Consider the following 17,064-nt stretch of genomic DNA (forward strand, 5'->3'; position numbering starts at 1 on the left):
AAAGCCTTAGGGTGCGCGCCTGCGGCACCGGCCGCGTCCAACCTCCGCATCCCGGCGACAGCCGGCACGCGGAAACCCCTCGCTACACTTTCAGGTTTGCCCGCTTCAGCCGCTACCGGAACACCGCCTTGATAGACCGCCTCACCGTCCTTGCCCAATACCTGTTGCCCAAGCGGGCGCTGACCGAGTTCGCCGGCAAGGTCGCCTCATGGCAGGGCGGGGCAACGACCACGCGCATCATCCGCTGGTTCGTCAAGCGCTACGCGGTGAACATGAGCGAGGCGCTCAACCCTGACGTCACCAGCTACGCCAGCTTCAACGAGTTCTTCACGCGCCCTCTGAAGCCCGGCGCGCGGCCCCTGGCGGTGGCCGACCTCATCTGCCCCGTGGACGGCGCGGTGAGCCAGTTCGGCGACGTCAACGCCGGGCGCATCTTCCAGGCCAAGGGCCACGACTACACGGCCACCACGCTGGTGGGCGGCGACGCCGCGCTGGCCGCCACCTTCAACGGCGGCAGCTTCGCCACGCTCTACCTCAGCCCGCGCGACTACCACCGCGTGCACATGCCCTGCGACGGGCGGCTGCTGCGCATGATCCACGTGCCCGGCGAGCTGTTCTCGGTGAACCCCGTCACCGCCCGCAACGTGCCCGGCCTCTTCGCCCGCAACGAGCGCGTGGTGTGCGTGTTCGAAGGCGCGCACGGCCCCTGGGTGCTGGTGCTGGTGGGCGCCACCATCGTGGGCAGCATGGCCACCGTGTGGCACGGGATGGTCAACCCCCCGCGCCCGGCCGGCGTGCGCGAGTGGACTTACACCGACGGCCCGCCTATAGAGCTCAAGCAGGGGGACGAAATGGGCCGCTTCCTGCTCGGCTCCACGGTGGTGATGCTCTTCCCGCAGCGCGGGCTGAAGTGGAACCCGGCCTGGGAGCCGCTGCGCCTGATCAAGCTCGGCGAGCCCATGGCCGTGCGGAGTTGATCCGCAGCACGTCAGGAGCGCCGCCGTGGATGACGCCCTCTGGTGGCCCGCGCCGCATCCTGCCCTGGGCGTATGGCGTGACGCCGGCGGGGCGCTGCGCTGGCGCTGCAACCCGGCCGCCCAACATTGGGCCCGCCGCCTGGGTGTGGGCAAGGACCTCTGGCCGCGTTGGGCGCAGGCCTGCGCCGAGGCGGCGCCACCGCTTGCACCACCGTCTGCGCCGGCGTCCTCCTTGCCCGCCGCTCAGGATGATGCCGGCGAAGCCGCCGCCCCTCTGCTGCGCCTGCCCGGTGCGCCGGCCGTGGACGCCACGCTGTGCCCGCAGGGCGAAGGCGTGCTGGCCTGGCTGGTGGCGGAGTCCGAGGCGCACAGCCGCCACGAGCTGGAGCGGCTGGCGCTGGCCGTGCAGGCTGCGGGGCTGGGCGTGTGGGAGTCCGACCTGGACGGCCGCACCCTCTACTGGAACGAGGCCATGTACCGCCTGCGCGGGCTGGACCCCGGCGATCCGCGCCCCGTGTGGCAGCTCTCGCGCCTGACCAACCACCCCGACGACCAGCGCGTGCTCAGCGAGCTGCCGCGCCGCCACGTCGAGGCCGGCGAGCCCTACGCCATGGACTTGCGCGTGCGCTGGCCGGACGGCAGCGAGCACTGGCTGGCGACGCGGGGGCGGGCCCTGTCCGGCGGCCCGGGCCAGCCCGTGCGCATGGTGGGCGTCAACGGCGACATCACCGACCGCATGCGTGCCCAAGCCGCCGAGCTGGAGCGCGAGCGCGCCGAGCAGGCCAGCCGCGCCAAGAGCGCGCTGCTGGCGCGCGTGAGCCACGAGCTGCGCACCCCGCTGAACGCCGTGCTGGGCTTTGCGCAGTTGCTGCAGTTGCGCGCCGGCCAGGTGCCGGGCCCGCAGCAGGCCGAGTGGGCGCGCCACATCGCCGAGGCCGGCCAGCACCTGCTGCTGCTCATAGACGACCTGCTGGAGCTGGCCGGCGCCGGCGAGCGCGGCCAGGCCGCGCCGCAGGCCCGCCCCGTGGCGCTGGCGCCGCTGGTGGAGGAGGCCCTGCACTGGAGCGCGGCCCAAGCCCGCCAGGCCGGCGTGCACGTGCTGCCGCCGCAGCAGCCCGTGGAGGGCAGCGTGTTGGGCGACGCGCGCCGCGTGCGCCAGGTGCTTCTGAACCTGCTGTCCAACGCCATCAAGTACAACCGCGCCGGCGGCGAGGTGCGCTTGAGCAGCTGCGGCCCGGACGACGGCGCGCTGCGCGGCCTGTGCGTGGCCGACACCGGTCCCGGCCTGGCGCCGGAGCAAATGCAGCAGTTGGGCGAGCCCTTCAACCGCTTGGGCGCCGAGCAGCGCGGCATTCCCGGCACCGGCATAGGCCTGGCCATCAGCCGTGAGCTGCTGCAGCGCATGGGCGGGCGGCTGGAGGTGCAAAGCACGGTCGGCCAGGGCAGCCGCTTCACCATGTGGCTGCCCGCGGCACAGCCCTGAGCCCTAAAGAGCGCGGCTGGCGCGCCTGCTGCTGCGGTCAGCCGAAAGTGGAAGTGGCGCCGTTGCGCCGCGCAGTGCGGGCGCTGCTGCCGTGGCCGGCGCCGCGGTGGGAGGCCTTTTTCATTAGGTGGCGCACCGCGCGCACCGCCAGCACCAAGCCCATGAGCACCTCGGCGCAAATGGTGGCGTTGGCCCCCAGCGTGTGCTCGCTCCAGAAGCCCTGGGCGTAATGGCTCAGGCTGGTCAGGCCCAGCAGGCCGTACAGCGCCAGGCACAGCGTGGCGAGCACGCCCAGGTCCAATATGGCCAGCACCGCCGCCACCAGCGCCACGGCGTTCACGGCCAGCCAGGCCAGGTACATCGCCTCCTTGGTCGCGTCTTCCGGTGTGCCCGGATAAAACACCATGTATTCGGCGTTGTGGACCAAATGGATAAAGCCGGCCGCGCCATAAATCAGCGCCAAACCCCAAACACGTTTGGGCAGGTGCAGGCTTCTGGTCAAAAAGGGGCGGGATCTGCGTGTCATGAAAGTAAATCGCGTCCGTGCCCAACCCGCTTAGCAAAGGTCAAGCTTTCGAAGGTTTCCACATCATGCACCACCGCGTGATGACGGAATTCACGAAACCCACTGTCCATCCCGGCGCGCTGTCCGCTCGGTCATTTCCGCGCGGCGATTTCCGCGGCCATCAACAAACTCCAGATCCCTGAAGAACCCAAAAAAGGCGCCGGCACTGGGCAGGCGGGCGGGCCGCCGCGCCCCGTCCCTGCGCATGCACGGGCGCAGTGCCGGGGCGGTGTGCATGCGTCGCCTTGGTGCGCCGTATCCGGCCTTGGTGCACACAAACCGGGGACTCACCGGTGGACGGCCGGCGAATCTTGCTGGCACAGGGCTTGCGAAGAGTTGAGCACTCTCAATGCAATGCACCGGGGTGCGGCGCGAAAAGCGTTCAACACCCCCAGGCCACAACGACGTGGGCCTGCCTGAGTCACCGCAGACGCCAGGCATTGCAACGCTCCCCACCCACTCTTCATCCGTGAAAGCCGGCAAAGCCCGGTCGAGCCGCCGCATGGGCGCAACGGATTGAGGCGGGCCGGGGGCGATACCCGAATTCCTGTTTGACCCCATTCCGGACGCCGGCGCAGCCCAGGGCTTGCCGGCGCACTCGAAACCCCCGCATGGAGAAGCCCATGAAAATCCTCGTTATCGGCCACGGCATGGTGGGACAGAAGTTCCTGGAAAGCCTGTACGACGCCGGCATTCACCACGCCGAAGTCACCGTGTTGAGCGAGGAATCGCGCCCGGCCTACGACCGGGTGCACCTCTCCGAGTATTTTGCCGGCAAGTCGGCCGACGATTTGTCGCTGGTGCCTGCAGGTTTCTTCGAGCGCGACAACCTGCTGCTGAAACTCAATGCGCGCGCCACCATCATCGATCTGGAAAACAAGTGGGTCACCGCCTCCACGGGCGAAACGCTGACCTACGACAAACTGGTGATCGCCACCGGCTCTTACCCCTTCGTCCCGCCCATTCCCGGCAAGGACCGCACCGACTGCTTCGTTTATCGCACGATAGAAGATTTGGAAGGGATGGCCGAATGCGGCCGCCGCTCGCAAAGCGGTGTGGTGGTGGGCGGCGGTTTGCTGGGCCTGGAATGCGCCAAGGCGCTGCGCGACATGAAATTGCAGACCCATGTCGTGGAATTTGCGCCGCGTCTGATGGCGGTGCAAATGGACGAGGGCGGCGGCCGCATGCTGCGCACCAAGATTGAAGAGTTGGGCGTGGGCGTGCACTTGCAGAAGAACACGGTGGAAATCGTCACCGGCGAAACCGCGCGCCACCGCATGGTATTTGCCGACGGTACGCATCTGGAAACCGACATGATCGTGTTTTCCGCCGGCATCCGCCCCCGCGACGACCTGGCCCGCCAGTGTGGTTTGAAAGTCGGCCCGCGCGGCGGCATCGTGATCGACAACCAGTGCCGCACCAGCCACCCGGACGTGTTTGCCATCGGCGAATGCGCCTCCTGGAACGGCCAGCTTTTCGGCCTGGTGGCGCCGGGTTACGACATGGCCCGTGTGGTGGCCAAAACCCTGGCCGAACAGGCGGCGGATTTCAACGGTGCCGACCTCAGCACCAAGCTGAAACTCATGGGCGTGGACGTGGCCAGCATTGGCGACGCCATGGGCAATACCCCGCGCAGCCGCTCCTACCAATTCGTGGACGAGCGCAAGAAGGTCTACAAGAAACTCGTGGTCTCCGAGGACGGAAAGCAATTGCTGGGCGCCGTGCTGGTGGGGGATGCCAGCGAATATGGCAGCCTGCTGCAGCTGATGCTTAATCGCATCGACTTGCCGGAGTCGCCTGAATTCCTGATATTGCCGCAGTCGGACGGGCAGAGTAAGCCGGGCCTGGGCGCCGATGCCCTGCCGGATACCGCGCAAATCTGCTCCTGCAACAGCGTCACCAAGGCGCAGTTGTGCCAGGCCGTGGCCGGTGGCGTGAATACGATCGGCGAATTGAAGGCCTGCACCAAGGCCGGCATGACCTGCGGCGGCTGCGTGCCGCTGGTGACCCAGGTGATGAAGGCCGAGATGAAGAAACTCGGCGTCGCGGTCAACAACCACCTGTGCGAGCATTTTTCCTACTCGCGCCAGGAACTGTTCCATATCGTCAAGGTCGGCAAGATCAAATCCTTCGATGAATTGCTGTCCAAGCACGGCCAGGGGCTGGGCTGCGACATTTGCAAGCCCACGGCGGCCAATATCCTGGCCTCGGTGTGGAACGATTTCGTGCTCAAGAAGGAGCATGCCAGCCTGCAGGATTCCAACGACTATTTCCTGGGCAACATTCAAAAGGATGGCACCTATTCCGTCGTGCCGCGCATGGCCGGTGGCGAGGTCACGCCGGACGGACTGATTGCCGTGGGCCAGGTCGCCAAGAAATACGGCCTCTACACCAAGATCACCGGCGGCCAGCGCGTGGACATGTTTGGTGCCCGCGTCGAGCAATTGCCGCTGATCTGGGAAGAGCTGATTGCCGCAGGTTTCGAATCCGGCCACGCCTATGGCAAATCGCTGCGCACGGTGAAATCCTGCGTGGGCTCCACCTGGTGCCGTTATGGCGTGGACGACAGCGTCGGCCTGGCCGTGGAGCTGGAAAATCGCTACAAGGGCCTGCGCGCGCCGCACAAAATCAAGTTTGGGGTTTCCGGCTGCACGCGGGAATGCGCCGAAGCCCAGGGCAAGGACGTGGGCGTGATTGCCACGGACAAGGGCTGGAATTTGTACGTCTGCGGCAACGGCGGCATGAAGCCCCGCCACGCGGAATTGCTGGCCTCGGATTTGTCCAAGGCCGATCTGCTCCGCTTCATCGACCGTTTCCTCATGTTCTACGTGCGCACCGCCGACCGGCTGCAGCGCACCAGCGTGTGGCGCGACAACCTGGAAGGCGGGCTGGACTATCTCAAGCAGGTCGTTGTCAACGACAAGCTGGGGATTGCCGCCGAATTGGAAGCCGACATGCAGCACGTGGTGAACACCTACCAGTGCGAATGGAAGAGCGCCGTCACCACGCCGGAAACCCGCAAGCGCTTCCGCCAATTCGTCAACAGCGAGCAGGGCGACCGCAACGTGATTTTCATCCAGGAGCGCGGGCAAATCCGGCCGGCCACCGTGGAGGAGAAAAAGGCGCAATTGGAAGGTGCTTCCGAAACCGCGGTTGAAAACGAGACGGCCTGAAACCAGGACATTGAGGACAAGGATTCAAACCATGGACAACACCACCTGGACCCCCGTGTGTGCCGTCGAGGACATCGTGCCCAATACCGGCGTTTGCGCCCTGGTGCAGGAAAGGCATGTGGCGGTATTTCGCGTCGAGGACGACGTGCAGCGCCTGTATGCCATAGACAATTTCGACCCCAATGCCCAGGCCAGCGTGTTGTCGCGTGGCCTGGTGGGTAACCTGGGTGCGCGCATCGTCGTGGCCTCGCCCATCTACAAGCACCATTTCGATTTGAGCAATGGCGAATGCCTGGAGGCGCCGGAAAACTCCGTCAAGGCTTATGCCGTACGCGTGCAGGACGGCCTGGTGAGCATCGCCTTCTGAGCCCAAGATAAAACACTGCAGGCAAAAACCAATATCCAGCCAAAGGAATTGTCGTGGCTTATCTCGTCCCTTCTGAATTCGTGACCAAAATGGTCGATGCCGGTGAATCCAAGATTCACATGGCCACGCGCGACGCGCTGATTCGCGCCTACATGGCCGGTGCCATCCTGGCCCTGGCCGCCGTGTTCGCGGTGACGGTATCGGTGCAGACCGGCATGCCCATCGTCGGCGCCATTTTGTTCCCCGTGGGTTTTTGCATGCTCTACCTGCTGGGTTTTGACCTGCTCACCGGGGTGTTCGTGCTCACGCCGCTGGCACTGATTGACAAGCGCCCGGGCGTCACCGTCCAGGCCGTGTTGAAAAACTGGGGAATTGTCTTTCTCGGCAATTTCCTGGGCGCGCTGACCGTGGCCGTGCTCATGGCCATCGTCTTCACCAACGGTTTCCAGACCGAGCCCAGCAAGGTGGGCCATGCCATTGGCGTGATTGGTGAAAGCCGTACCCTGGGTTATGCGCAATATGGTTTCTACGGCATGCTGACCCTTTTCGTGCGCGGCATGCTGTGCAATTGGATGGTGTCCACCGGCGTGGTCGGTGCCATGATTTCCACCACCGTGGGCGGCAAGGTGATTGCCATGTGGATGCCCATCATGCTGTTTTTCGGCATGGCCTTCGAACATTCCGTGGTGAACATGTTCCTGTTTCCCTCCGGCCTGCTCATGGGCGGCAACTTCTCGCTGCTGGATTATCTGATCTGGAACGAGATTCCCACCGTGCTGGGCAACCTGGTCGGCGGCCTGGCCTTCACCGGCCTGACCCTGTACGCCACCCATATCAAGACCGCTCCCAAGCGCAAGCTGGCCTGATGTTCACACATTAAAATAAAGAGAAACACGCACCCCCATGTTGCCAGCCCCAGCCCTTTCAGGGTCGGGGCTGTTTTTTTTATGCCCACACAAAAACAGCTTCAGGTCAGCACAGGCCAGTATTCGGACAAGGGCCGCAAGGACGGCAACCAGGATTTTCACGGCATTTGCCTGCCGCGCGAGCCGCAATTGAGCAGCAAGGGCGTCGCGGTGGCGATTGCCGACGGCATCAGCAGCAGCGAATTCGGCCAAGTGGCCAGCCAGTCGGCGGTGCGCAGTTTGCTGGAGGACTATTACTGCACCTCGGACGCCTGGAGCGTGAAAACCGCGGTGGAGCGGGTTTTGACGGCCGCCAATTCCTGGCTGTATTCGCAAACCCAGCAGGGGCAGGGCCGTTATGACAAGGACCGCGGCCATGTCTGCACCTTGAGCGCGCTGGTGCTCAAGTCCACCACCGCCCACATTTTCCACGTGGGCGATTGCCGCATTTACCAGGTGCAGGGCCAAGCGCTGGAGCAGCTGACGCAGGATCACCGCGTCCGCATGTCCTCGGCCGAGAGTTATCTGGGCCGTGCCCTGGGTATCAGCGGCCGGCTGGAAATCGACTACCGCACTTTCAGCATCGCCCCTGGCGATACTTTTATTCTGGCCACCGATGGGGTGTACGAGCATGTTTCGCCGGAATTTATGCTGGGTGCGATGGCCAGGCACCAGGATGATCTGGACACGGCGTCCAAACTCATTGCGGCCGAAGCCTTCAGGGCCGGCAGCGCCGACAACCTGACCGTGCAGATCGTGCGCGTCGATCAATTGCCGGCGGCGCAAGCGGGCGATATCCAGCAGCAGGCCGCGGAATTGCCAGCGCCGCCGCTTTTGGAGCCGCGCATGGTGCTGGACGGTTACCGCATCGTCCGCGAAATCCACGCCAGCAGCCGCAGCCATATCTACCTGGCCGTGGACGAGGCGTCCGGCCAATCCGTGGCGCTGAAAACGCCGTCCATAGACCTGCAATCCGACCCGGCCTACCGCGAGCGTTTTCTCATGGAGGAGTGGATTGCCCGCCGCATCCACAGCGTGCACGTCTTGAAACCCTGTCCGGCCACCCGGCCACGGCAATACCTGGCCGTGGCCATGGAGTATGTGGAAGGGCAAACGCTGGCGCAGTGGATGCGCGACCACCCCCGTCCCGGCCTGGACGCGGTGCGCGGCCTGGTGTCGCAAATCGCCAAGGGTTTAAGGGCCTTTCACCGGCTGGAAATGCTGCACCAGGATTTAAGGCCGGAAAACATACTCATCGATGCGACGGGCACGGCCAAGATCATCGATTTCGGCGCCGTGCGCGTGGCCGGCTTGATGGACGGGGCACCGGGGCAGGGCCAAGAAATCCTGGGCACGGCGCAGTACGCGGCGCCGGAGTATTTCGTGGGCGAGGAGGGGACGGCGCGGTCGGACTTGTTTTCGCTGGCGGTGCTGGCTTATCAAATGCTCACCGGCCAGCTGCCTTATGGGCTGGAAGTCGCCAAGACGCGCACGCGGGCGGCGCAGCGGAAACTGAGTTATGCGCCGCTGTCCGAAACCCGGCGCGATGTGGCGGGCTGGGTGGACGAGGCCTTGCGCAAGGCTTTGCAGGCGCAGCCGCAGGAGCGGCAGGCGGACGTGGCGGAATTCGTGCATGAGTTGCACCACCCCAGTCCGGAATATTTGAAGCGTCGCCGGCCGGCGCTGATGGAGCGGCATCCGGTGGTGTTTTGGAAAGGGGTATCGCTGGTGTTGTTCTTATTGCTGGTGGGCGTGTTGGGGGTGCAGGCGGGGGGAAGATAAAGGTTTTGTGGGGCAAGGCAGGGCTTTTCAACCCTTATTGCACGACCCGCATCCCGTCGCGCTGGCCCAACAACGCTTCAACATCCTTCTTCATGGCTATTCCGCGGCCGAGCTCCCCGGAAATTCCATCGCCCGTCCCGGCGGGCTGGTCCTGGGCCTGGCCCTGACGTGTTTCCACGGCAGGCGGCATCAACGGCGGTGCCGGCTGGGCCGGCGCGGGAGCAGGTCCCATGCTGTCCAGCGGCAATTCGCACCAGAACTCCGAGCCCTGGCCCGGCGTGCTGCGGGCGTGGACGGTGCCACCCAACAGCAGCACCAGGCTCTGCACCGTGGCCAGGCCCAAGGTGCTGCGCGGCTCGCCCAGGGCCGCGTCGGACCGGGGCGCGGTGCCGTCCGGCGCGTTGGGCTCGAACAGGGTCTCGTGCTGCCGCCGCGTCAGGCCAGTGCCGGTGTCATGCACGCTCAGCCGCCACAGGCCCGCGCCGGTGTGGGCGATGCGCAGCGTCACGCCGCCCGCGGACGTGAACTTCACGGCGTTGGACAGCAGCAGGTTCACCACCTGGCTCAGCCGCAACGGATCGGCGCTGACCAGGCTGCCGCGGCCGCCATCGTCCATGTCCAGGTGCAGCACCACGCCCTTGAGGCGGGCCTGCGGCTCGAACAGGGCGATGCAGTCGCGCCCAAGCCGCGCCAGGTCCACGGGCACGGGCTCCAGCGCGGGCTGGCCGGCGGCGGCGTGGGAGAAGTCCAGCACCTCGTCGATGGAGCCCAACACCAGCCGCCCGGTGCGCTCGATGATCTGCGCCTGCTGGCGCTGCGCCGGCTGCAGCGGCGACTGCAGCATGCGCTGCGCCATGCCCAGCAGCCCGTGCAGCGGCGTGCGTACCTCGTGGCTGAGGTTGGCCAGGAAGCGCGACTTCTCGGCCGCTGCGGCCTCGGCGGCGGCGCGCGCGGCGTCGAGTTGCCGCAGCGCGGCGTGGCGCCGGCGCAGCAGCAGGTACAGCTTGATCGTCATGCCGGCAATGGCGGCGTCCAGCAGCAGCACGCCCAGCGCGCACAGCCAGGCCGTGCGCCGCCACGGGGCGAGCATCAGTTGCTCGCGCGTGGTGATGCTGACGGCCAGCGGGAAGCCCTCCACCCCATGCGCCGTGACCATGCGGGGCAGGGTGTCGCTGGGGTCTATGGTGCGCGGCGCCGAGGTTTGGACGGTGGCGGCACTGCGGCCCTCGGCGTGCGCCTGCGTGAGCGCGCGCATGGAGGGCGCCTCGCGGTAGGACTGGCCCAGCGCCTGCGGGCGCGGCGGGTGGCGCGCCAGCAGCGTGCCGTCGCTGCGCAGCAGCAGGATGGCGGTGTCGTCCTCGCTGAGGTTGATGGAGCGGTAAAAGCGCTCGAAGTAGCTGGACTGGATGCCCGCCAGCGCCAGCCCAATGGTCTGCCCCGCGGGCGTGCGTATCTTGCGGGCCAGGTAGAAAGTCCAGCGCCCGGTGCCGCGGTTCTTCACCGGCGAGGAGACGAAGAGGGTGAGCGCGGGGTCGGACAGATGGGCCTGGAGGTAGTCGCGGTCGGCCAGGTTGATGGCCGGCGCCGGGAAGGTGCGGCTGAAATTGAGCACCTCGCCGTCCAGGGCCACGATGGCGGCCACGTCCAGCAGCGGCAGCTCGGCGGCGCGCTCGCGTATGAACTCGAACACGAGCCGGGTGCGCGCCACCTCGCGCAGCCGCTCGGGGCTGTCCACGCCCAGGGACTGCACGTGGTCCACGACGCTGCCCAGCGCGTAGTCGGCGCTGCGCAGAGTCTGCGAGGCGTGCTCGGCGGCGGTGGCGGAGAAGTTCTCCATGTACAGCCGCCAGGTGTCCAGGCTGTCCTCGCGGGCGCGCCACAGCACGAGTGCCGCCGCCACGGTGAGCGCCACGATGAGCAGCGCGCCAAAGGCCAGCACCAGCGGCTCGCGCCGGGACCCGTGCAGGGGCGTGTCGTGCTCGGTGGCCGGGGAAACGGCGGTGGACATGGGGGTACGGCAGGGATGTCGTCCGCCACGGTGGCCGGCGGGAAGGCGGGCCATCGTAACGAGGCGTGCATCCCCGCCCCCGGGAAAAGTGGCGCTGCGGCCGGCTTGCAAGCGCCTGCGTACCGGCGCCGTGAACAAGTTCACGATGCCGCGGACGCAAGCGGCTCAAGAAGTCCGCCGGTCTGCCGAACGACCGCCCGCACCGTGCACGCCGCGCACGCCACGGGCGCCGGGGTGTTCAGGCGTGCAGCACTTCCAGCAGCCGGTCCAGGCCGCCTTGCTCGATGGAGACCATGGCCTGCTCGCGCACCTTGGGCTTGGCGTGGTAGGCCACCGAGAGGCCCGCGGCGCCCATCATCGGCAGGTCGTTGGCGCCGTCGCCCATGGCGATGGCCTGCTCGGGGCGCAGGCCGAGCTGTTCGCAGGTGGCCAGCAGCATGCGGCGCTTCTCGGCGCCGTCGCAGATGTCGCCCCAGTCCTGGTCCACCAGGCGGCCGGTGAGGTGGCCGTCCACGATCTCCAGCACGTTGGAGCGGGCGTAGTCGATGCCCAGGACCTGGCAGACGCGTTCGGCGAAGAAGGTGAAACCGCCGGAGACCAGCAGCGTCTTGAGGCCGGCGGCGCGGCAGGCGTCTATGAGGGCCTTGGCGCCGGGGTTGGGTTTCAGGCGCTGCTCGAACACCTCGTGCAGGAACTGCTCCGGCACGCCCTGGAGCATGGCGACGCGCCGGCGCAGGCTTTCCTTGAAGTCGGTGATCTCGCCGCGCATGGACGCTTCGGTGATGGCCGCCACCTCGGCCTTGCGCCCGGCGGCGTCGGCGACTTCGTCAATGCACTCGATGTTGATGAGGGTCGAGTCCATGTCGAAGGCGATGAGGCCGAAGTCCCCCAGGCGCAGCGGCGGCGTGAAGCCGCGAAGGGTCAGGCCGGGGGCAAAGGCGATGGCGGGGGCGGTGGACATGGGCGGGACGGTTCAGCGGCAAAACCCGTGATTATCCGGGGCGGCTCGGCCCCCGGTTTCTGGCCTCACGCCTCCTCCTTCACCGGCGTCCCCAGCGACCTCAGCACGTCGCGTATGAACTGCGCGCGGTCGCGTGGCTCCGGCGTGCTGCGCTCTATGCGCAGCTTGTCGTTGCCCGCCAGCTTGATGTGCCGGTTCTTCTGCACCAGCTCGATGATGCGCATCGGGTCCACCGGCGCGTTGGGCCGGAACGTGATCACCATGGCCGCCGGCGCCGCATCGATCTTGAGCACCCCATAGGGCTTGGCCAGCACGCGCAGCCGGTGCGTGTCGAACAGGGTCTGGCCTTGCGAGGGCAGCTTGCCGAAGCGGTCCGTCACCTCCTCCAGCAGCTTGTCGATCTCGTCGCCGCGCTCGGCGCAGGCCAGCCGCTTGTACAGGTTCAGGCGCACGTGCACGTCGCCGCAGTAGCTGTCGGGCAGCAGCGCCGGGGCGTGCAAGTTGATCTCGGTGGTGGCGCCGAAGGGGCTGAGCAGATCCGGCTCGCGCCCGGCCTTGAGCGCCTTCACGGCCTCGGAGAGCATGTCGTTGTAGAGCTGGAAGCCCACCTCCTGCATGTTCCCGCTCTGGTTCTCGCCCAGCACCTCGCCCGCGCCGCGAATCTCCAGGTCGTGCATGGCGAGGTAGAAGCCGCTGCCCAGCTCCTCCATGGCCTGGATGGCCTCCAGCCGCTGGCCGGCCTGCTTGGTGAGCCCTTCCACGTCCGGCACCAGCAAGTAGGCGTAGGCCTGGTGGTGGCTGCGGCCCACGCGGCCGCGCAACTGGTGCAACTGCGCCAAACCGAACTTGTCGGCGCGGCTGATGACGATGGTGTTGGCGCTGGGCACGTCGATGCCGGTCTCGATGATGGTCGAGCACAGCAGCAGGTTGTGGCGCTGGGCCACGAAGTCGCGCATCACGCGCTCCAGCTCGCGCTCCGGCATCTGGCCGTGTGCCACGGCAATGCGCGCCTCCGGCAGCAGCTCGGCCAGCTTGGCCCGGCGCGCCTCGATGGTCTCGACCTCGTTGTGCAGGAAGTACACCTGCCCGCCGCGCTTCAATTCGCGCAGCACCGCCTCGCGGATCACGCCCTGGTTCTCGCTCCTCACGAAGGTCTTGATGGCCAGCCGCCGCTGCGGCGCGGTGGCGATCACCGAGAGGTCGCGCAGGCCTTCGAGCGCCATGCCCAGCGTGCGCGGGATGGGCGTGGCGGTGAGGGTGAGCACGTCCACCTCGGCGCGCATGGCCTTCATCGCCTCCTTGTGGCGCACGCCGAAGCGGTGCTCCTCGTCGATGATCAGCAGGCCCAGGCGCTTGAACTTCACGTCCGAGCTCAGCAGCTTGTGGGTGCCGATGACGATGTCTATCGTGCCGTCGGCCAGCCCGGCCATGGCGGCCTTGATCTCCTTGGCCGAGCGGAAGCGGCTCATCTCCGCCACGCGCACCGGCCACTTGCCGAAACGGTCGCTGATGTTCTGGTAGTGCTGCTCGGCCAGCAGCGTGGTGGGCGCCAGCAGGGCCACCTGCTTGCCGCCGGTGACGGCGACGAACGCGGCGCGCAGCGCCACCTCCGTCTTGCCGAAGCCCACGTCGCCGCACACCAGCCGGTCCATGGGCTTTGGCGAAATCAGGTCCTGGATGACGGCATGGATGGCGGCGCGCTGGTCCGGCGTTTCCTCGAAGCCGAAGCTGGCGGCAAACGCCTCGTAGTCGTGCGGCGAGAAGCGGAAGGCGTGGCCCTCGCGCGCGGCGCGGTGGGCGTAGAGGTTGAGCAGCTCGGCCGCGGTGTCGCGCACCTGCTCGGCGGCCTTGCGCCTGGCCTTGTCCCACTGGTTGGAGCCCAGCTTGTGCAGCGGCGCCTCGTCGGGGCTCACGCCGGTGTAGCGGCTGATGAGCTGCAACTGCGACACGGGCACGTACAGCGTGGCCTTGTCGGCGTACTCCAGGTGCAGGAACTCCGAGGGGCCGTCGCCCAGGTCGATGTTCAAGAGGCCCTGGTAGCGGCCGATGCCGTGATTGGCATGCACCACGGGGTCGCCGACCTTCAGCTCGGACAAATCCTTGATCAGCGCATCGACGTTGCTGACCTGCTCCTGCTTGCGCCGCCGCCGCGCGCCGCCGCCCGCGGCGGCGAACAGCTCGGTTTCGGTCAGGAACTCCAGCAGGCGCTGGTCGGCCGGCTCGCTCCAGGTGAAACCGGCGGCCAGCGGCGCGGCGGTGATGGCGACCTTCTCGTCGCTGGCGAGGAATTCGGCCAGCGTGGCGACGCTGGGCACGTCGATGCGGTGGTCGCGCAGCAGGTCCAGCAGGCTTTCGCGGCGGCCTTCGCTCTCCGCCACCAGCAGCACGCGCGCGGCGGTGTCGCGCAGGTGGGCTTCCAGCCGGGCCAGGGGTTCCGTGGCGCCGCGGTCCACGCTCACGTCCGGCGCGGGCCGCGCCCACTCCAGCTCGCCCGCGCCGCGCAGCGACAGCGTGGCGTGGGTGTTGGCGCGGGCATAGAAATCGTCGACGCGCAGGAAGAGGGCTTCCGGGGGCAGCAGCGGGCGTTCGGCGTCGTGCTGCAGGAAGCGGTGGCGCTCGCGCGTGTCGGTCCAGAAGCGCTGCAGCGCCTCGTCCACCTCGCCGTGCAGCACCACGGCAGCGGCGTCGCCCAGGTATTCGAAGATGTCGGCGACCTCGTCGAAGAAGAGGGGCAGCCAGTACTCGATGCCCGCGCTGGCCACGCCCGCAGCCATGTCCTTGTAGATGCGCGAGCGGGTCGGGTCGCCTTCCATGCGCTCGCGCCAGCGGGCGCGGAAGGCCGTGCGCGAGGCCTCGTCCATGGGGAACTCGCGCCCGGGCAGCAGCCGCACTTCCGGCACGGGGTAGAGGCTGCGCTGGCTGTCGGGGTCGAAGGTGCGGATGGAATCCACCTCGTCGCCGAACAGGTCCACGCGGTAGGGCACGGCCGAGCCCATGGGGTAGAGGTCTATCAATCCGCCGCGCACGGCGTACTCGCCGGGCGAGACGACCTGGCTCACGTGCGTGTAACCGGCCAGCGTCAGTTGCGCCTTGAGCGAGGCCTCGTCGAGCTGTTGCTTTTGCTGGAAGTGGAAGGTGTAGGCGGCCAGGAAGCTCGGCGGCGCCAGGCGCGCAAGCGCCGTGGTGGCGGGCAGCAGGACGACGTCCACGTCTTTCTGCAGCACGCGCCACAGCGTGGCCAGGCGCTCGGAGATCAGGTCCTGGTGCGGGCTGAAGCTGTCGTAGGGCAGCGTTTCCCAGTCGGGGAAGACGGCCACGCGAAGGTCGGGCTCGAAGAAGGCGAGCTCGTCGGCCAGGCGCGGGGCGTCGGCGGGGTCGGCGGTCACGATGGCCGTGAGGCGCTTGGCGTCGGCGTGGCGGCGGGCGTCGCGGGCCAGCAGCAGCGCGTCGGCCGAGCCCGGCGGGCGCGGCAAGGTGAATCGTTTGCCGGGGGCGATGGCGGGCAGTTGCATCGTGAGGAGGCTTGCAGCAGGAGGCACGCCCAGGGAGGGCGGAGGCCAAATTCTAGAATCCGGCTCCGATGACCACCCTCGTTCATGGGCCTGTGCCACGCTGCTACGCGCTGGTCCCTTGCGCCGGAACCGGCAGCCGTGCCGGAGCCGACCGCCCAAAGCAGTACGTTCCACTGGCGGGCCGTCCGCTGGTGGCCCACACCCTGGCCGCCCTTGGGCGCGTGCCGCGGCTGCAGGCCACGCTGGTCGTCCTGTCGCCGGACGACACGCTGTTCGACGCCGCTTTGCCCAACGCTGGCGCCGAAGCGCGGCTGTGGACGGCCCGCCGCGGCGGCGCCACGCGCGCGGCCACCGTCACGGCCGGGCTGGAAGTGCTGCTGGAGCGCGGCGCCGCCGAGGATGACTGGGTGCTGGTGCACGACGCGGCGCGCTGCCTGATCCGCCCCGAGTGGGTGACGCAGCTCATCGAGGCCTGCGAGCACGACGCCGTGGGCGGGCTGCTGGCGCTGCCGGTGGCCGATACGCTCAAGCAGGCCGAGGGCGGCTGCGTGGCGGCCACGGTGGACCGCAATGGCAAATGGGCGGCGCAGACGCCGCAGATGTTCCGCATCGGCCTGCTGCGGCGCGCGCTGCGCGAGGCGGGCGACGCCGTCACCGACGAGTCCAGCGCGGTCGAAGCCCTGGGCCTGCGCCCGCGGCTGGTGCCCGGCTCCCTGGAAAATTTCAAACTGACCTGGCCCGGCGATTTCAGCCTGGCGGAAAGGCTGCTCATGGTTCCCGCGTCCAACCCGTCTTCGTCCCAAGGGAGCGCGACGTGATCCCGGCGCTGCGCATCGGCGAGGGCTGGGACGTGCATCAGCTCGTGGAAGGGCGGCCGCTGGTGCTGGGCGGGGTGGCCATCCCGCACACCCACGGGCTGCTGGGCCATTCGGACGCGGATGCGCTGCTGCACGCGCTCACCGACGCGCTCCTGGGCGCGGCGGGCTTGGGCGACATCGGCCGCCACTTCCCGGACACGGACGCGGCCTTCAAGGGCGCCGACTCCGCCGTGCTGCTGGCCGAGGCCATGCGCCGCGTGCGCGCGGCGGGCTGGGAGGTGGTGAACGTGGACTCCACCATCGTGGCGCAGGCGCCCAAGCTCGCGCCGCACATCCCGGCCATGCGCGAGCGCATCGCGCAGGTGCTGGGCGTGGCGCCGGAGCAGGTGAACGTGAAGGCCAAGACGGCCGAGAAGCTGGGGCCCGTGGGCGAGAAGCGGGCGATGGAGGCGCGGGCGGTGTGCCTGCTGTGCCGGGGCACGGCCGCCGGCTGAGCAGACGCGGGCTACGGGC

The 17,064-nt window shown here is 67.9% G+C and carries 12 protein-coding genes; 8 read left to right on the plus strand and 4 right to left on the minus strand.

Features of this window, described 5'->3' with window-relative positions:
• Window positions 1–128 precede the first annotated feature (128 nt).
• Both asd and SM757_RS23815 read left to right on the plus strand, forming a co-directional pair.
• Window positions 129–977 (plus strand): archaetidylserine decarboxylase, encoded by an 849-nt coding sequence (gene asd / locus SM757_RS23810; RefSeq protein WP_066339425.1) that lies wholly within the window; start codon window positions 129–131, stop codon window positions 975–977.
• A 25-nt stretch (window positions 978–1,002) separates the two neighbouring features.
• Window positions 1,003–2,460: a PAS domain-containing sensor histidine kinase gene (locus tag SM757_RS23815; protein ID WP_322467300.1), complete on the plus strand. Its 1,458-nt coding sequence runs from the start codon at window positions 1,003–1,005 to the stop codon at window positions 2,458–2,460.
• Between the two features lie 37 nt (window positions 2,461–2,497).
• Here SM757_RS23815 and SM757_RS23820 read toward each other — a convergent pair whose 3' ends face one another.
• Window positions 2,498–2,866: a hypothetical protein gene (locus SM757_RS23820; RefSeq protein WP_322467301.1), complete on the minus strand. Its 369-nt coding sequence runs from the start codon at window positions 2,864–2,866 to the stop codon at window positions 2,498–2,500.
• Between the two features lie 782 nt (window positions 2,867–3,648).
• Here SM757_RS23820 and nirB point away from each other — a divergent pair.
• The 4 genes from nirB (at window position 3,649) to SM757_RS23840 (ending at window position 9,252) form a co-directional block, all read left to right on the plus strand.
• The gene (gene nirB, locus SM757_RS23825; RefSeq protein ID WP_322467302.1) at window positions 3,649–6,198 is read left to right on the plus strand and encodes a nitrite reductase large subunit NirB; all 2,550 of its coding nucleotides are present in this window, start codon (window positions 3,649–3,651) and stop codon (window positions 6,196–6,198) included.
• A 31-nt stretch (window positions 6,199–6,229) separates the two neighbouring features.
• Entirely contained in the window at window positions 6,230–6,565 is a 336-nt protein-coding gene (gene nirD, locus SM757_RS23830; RefSeq protein WP_322467303.1) for a nitrite reductase small subunit NirD, read from the plus strand.
• Between the two features lie 53 nt (window positions 6,566–6,618).
• Complete coding sequence (locus tag SM757_RS23835; RefSeq protein ID WP_066339436.1) at window positions 6,619–7,431, plus strand: formate/nitrite transporter family protein; 813 nt, start codon at window positions 6,619–6,621, stop codon at window positions 7,429–7,431.
• Window positions 7,432–7,512: 81 nt separating this feature from the next.
• On the plus strand, window positions 7,513–9,252 hold the full coding sequence (locus SM757_RS23840; protein ID WP_322467304.1) for a bifunctional protein-serine/threonine kinase/phosphatase: 1,740 nt from the start codon (window positions 7,513–7,515) through the stop codon (window positions 9,250–9,252).
• A 34-nt stretch (window positions 9,253–9,286) separates the two neighbouring features.
• Here the strand turns inward: SM757_RS23840 and SM757_RS23845 are convergent, their stop codons facing one another.
• The 3 genes from SM757_RS23845 to mfd form a co-directional block, all read right to left on the minus strand.
• Window positions 9,287–11,260, minus strand: coding sequence for a sensor histidine kinase (locus SM757_RS23845; RefSeq protein ID WP_322467305.1), 1,974 nt, complete (start codon window positions 11,258–11,260; stop codon window positions 9,287–9,289).
• 238 nt (window positions 11,261–11,498) lie between these two features.
• Complete coding sequence (gene serB, locus SM757_RS23850; protein ID WP_322467306.1) at window positions 11,499–12,221, minus strand: phosphoserine phosphatase SerB; 723 nt, start codon at window positions 12,219–12,221, stop codon at window positions 11,499–11,501.
• Between the two features lie 65 nt (window positions 12,222–12,286).
• Entirely contained in the window at window positions 12,287–15,733 is a 3,447-nt protein-coding gene (gene mfd, locus SM757_RS23855; RefSeq protein WP_322467307.1) for a transcription-repair coupling factor, read from the minus strand.
• 68 nt (window positions 15,734–15,801) lie between these two features.
• Between mfd and ispD the strand changes: the two genes are divergently transcribed.
• Window positions 15,802–16,551, plus strand: coding sequence for a 2-C-methyl-D-erythritol 4-phosphate cytidylyltransferase (ispD, locus tag SM757_RS23860; RefSeq protein WP_322467308.1), 750 nt, complete (start codon window positions 15,802–15,804; stop codon window positions 16,549–16,551).
• Window positions 16,548–17,045 carry a 2-C-methyl-D-erythritol 2,4-cyclodiphosphate synthase gene (ispF, locus tag SM757_RS23865; protein ID WP_322467309.1) on the plus strand — a complete coding sequence of 166 codons (498 nt, stop codon included), beginning with the start codon at window positions 16,548–16,550 and terminating at the stop codon, window positions 17,043–17,045. The genes ispD and ispF overlap by 4 nt, the downstream gene beginning before the upstream one ends.
• Window positions 17,046–17,064: the final 19 nt, after the last annotated feature.

Origin of the sequence: Azohydromonas lata, from assembly GCF_034427735.1 — a bacterium.
Lineage (GTDB): Bacteria > Pseudomonadota > Gammaproteobacteria > Burkholderiales > Burkholderiaceae_C > Azohydromonas > Azohydromonas lata.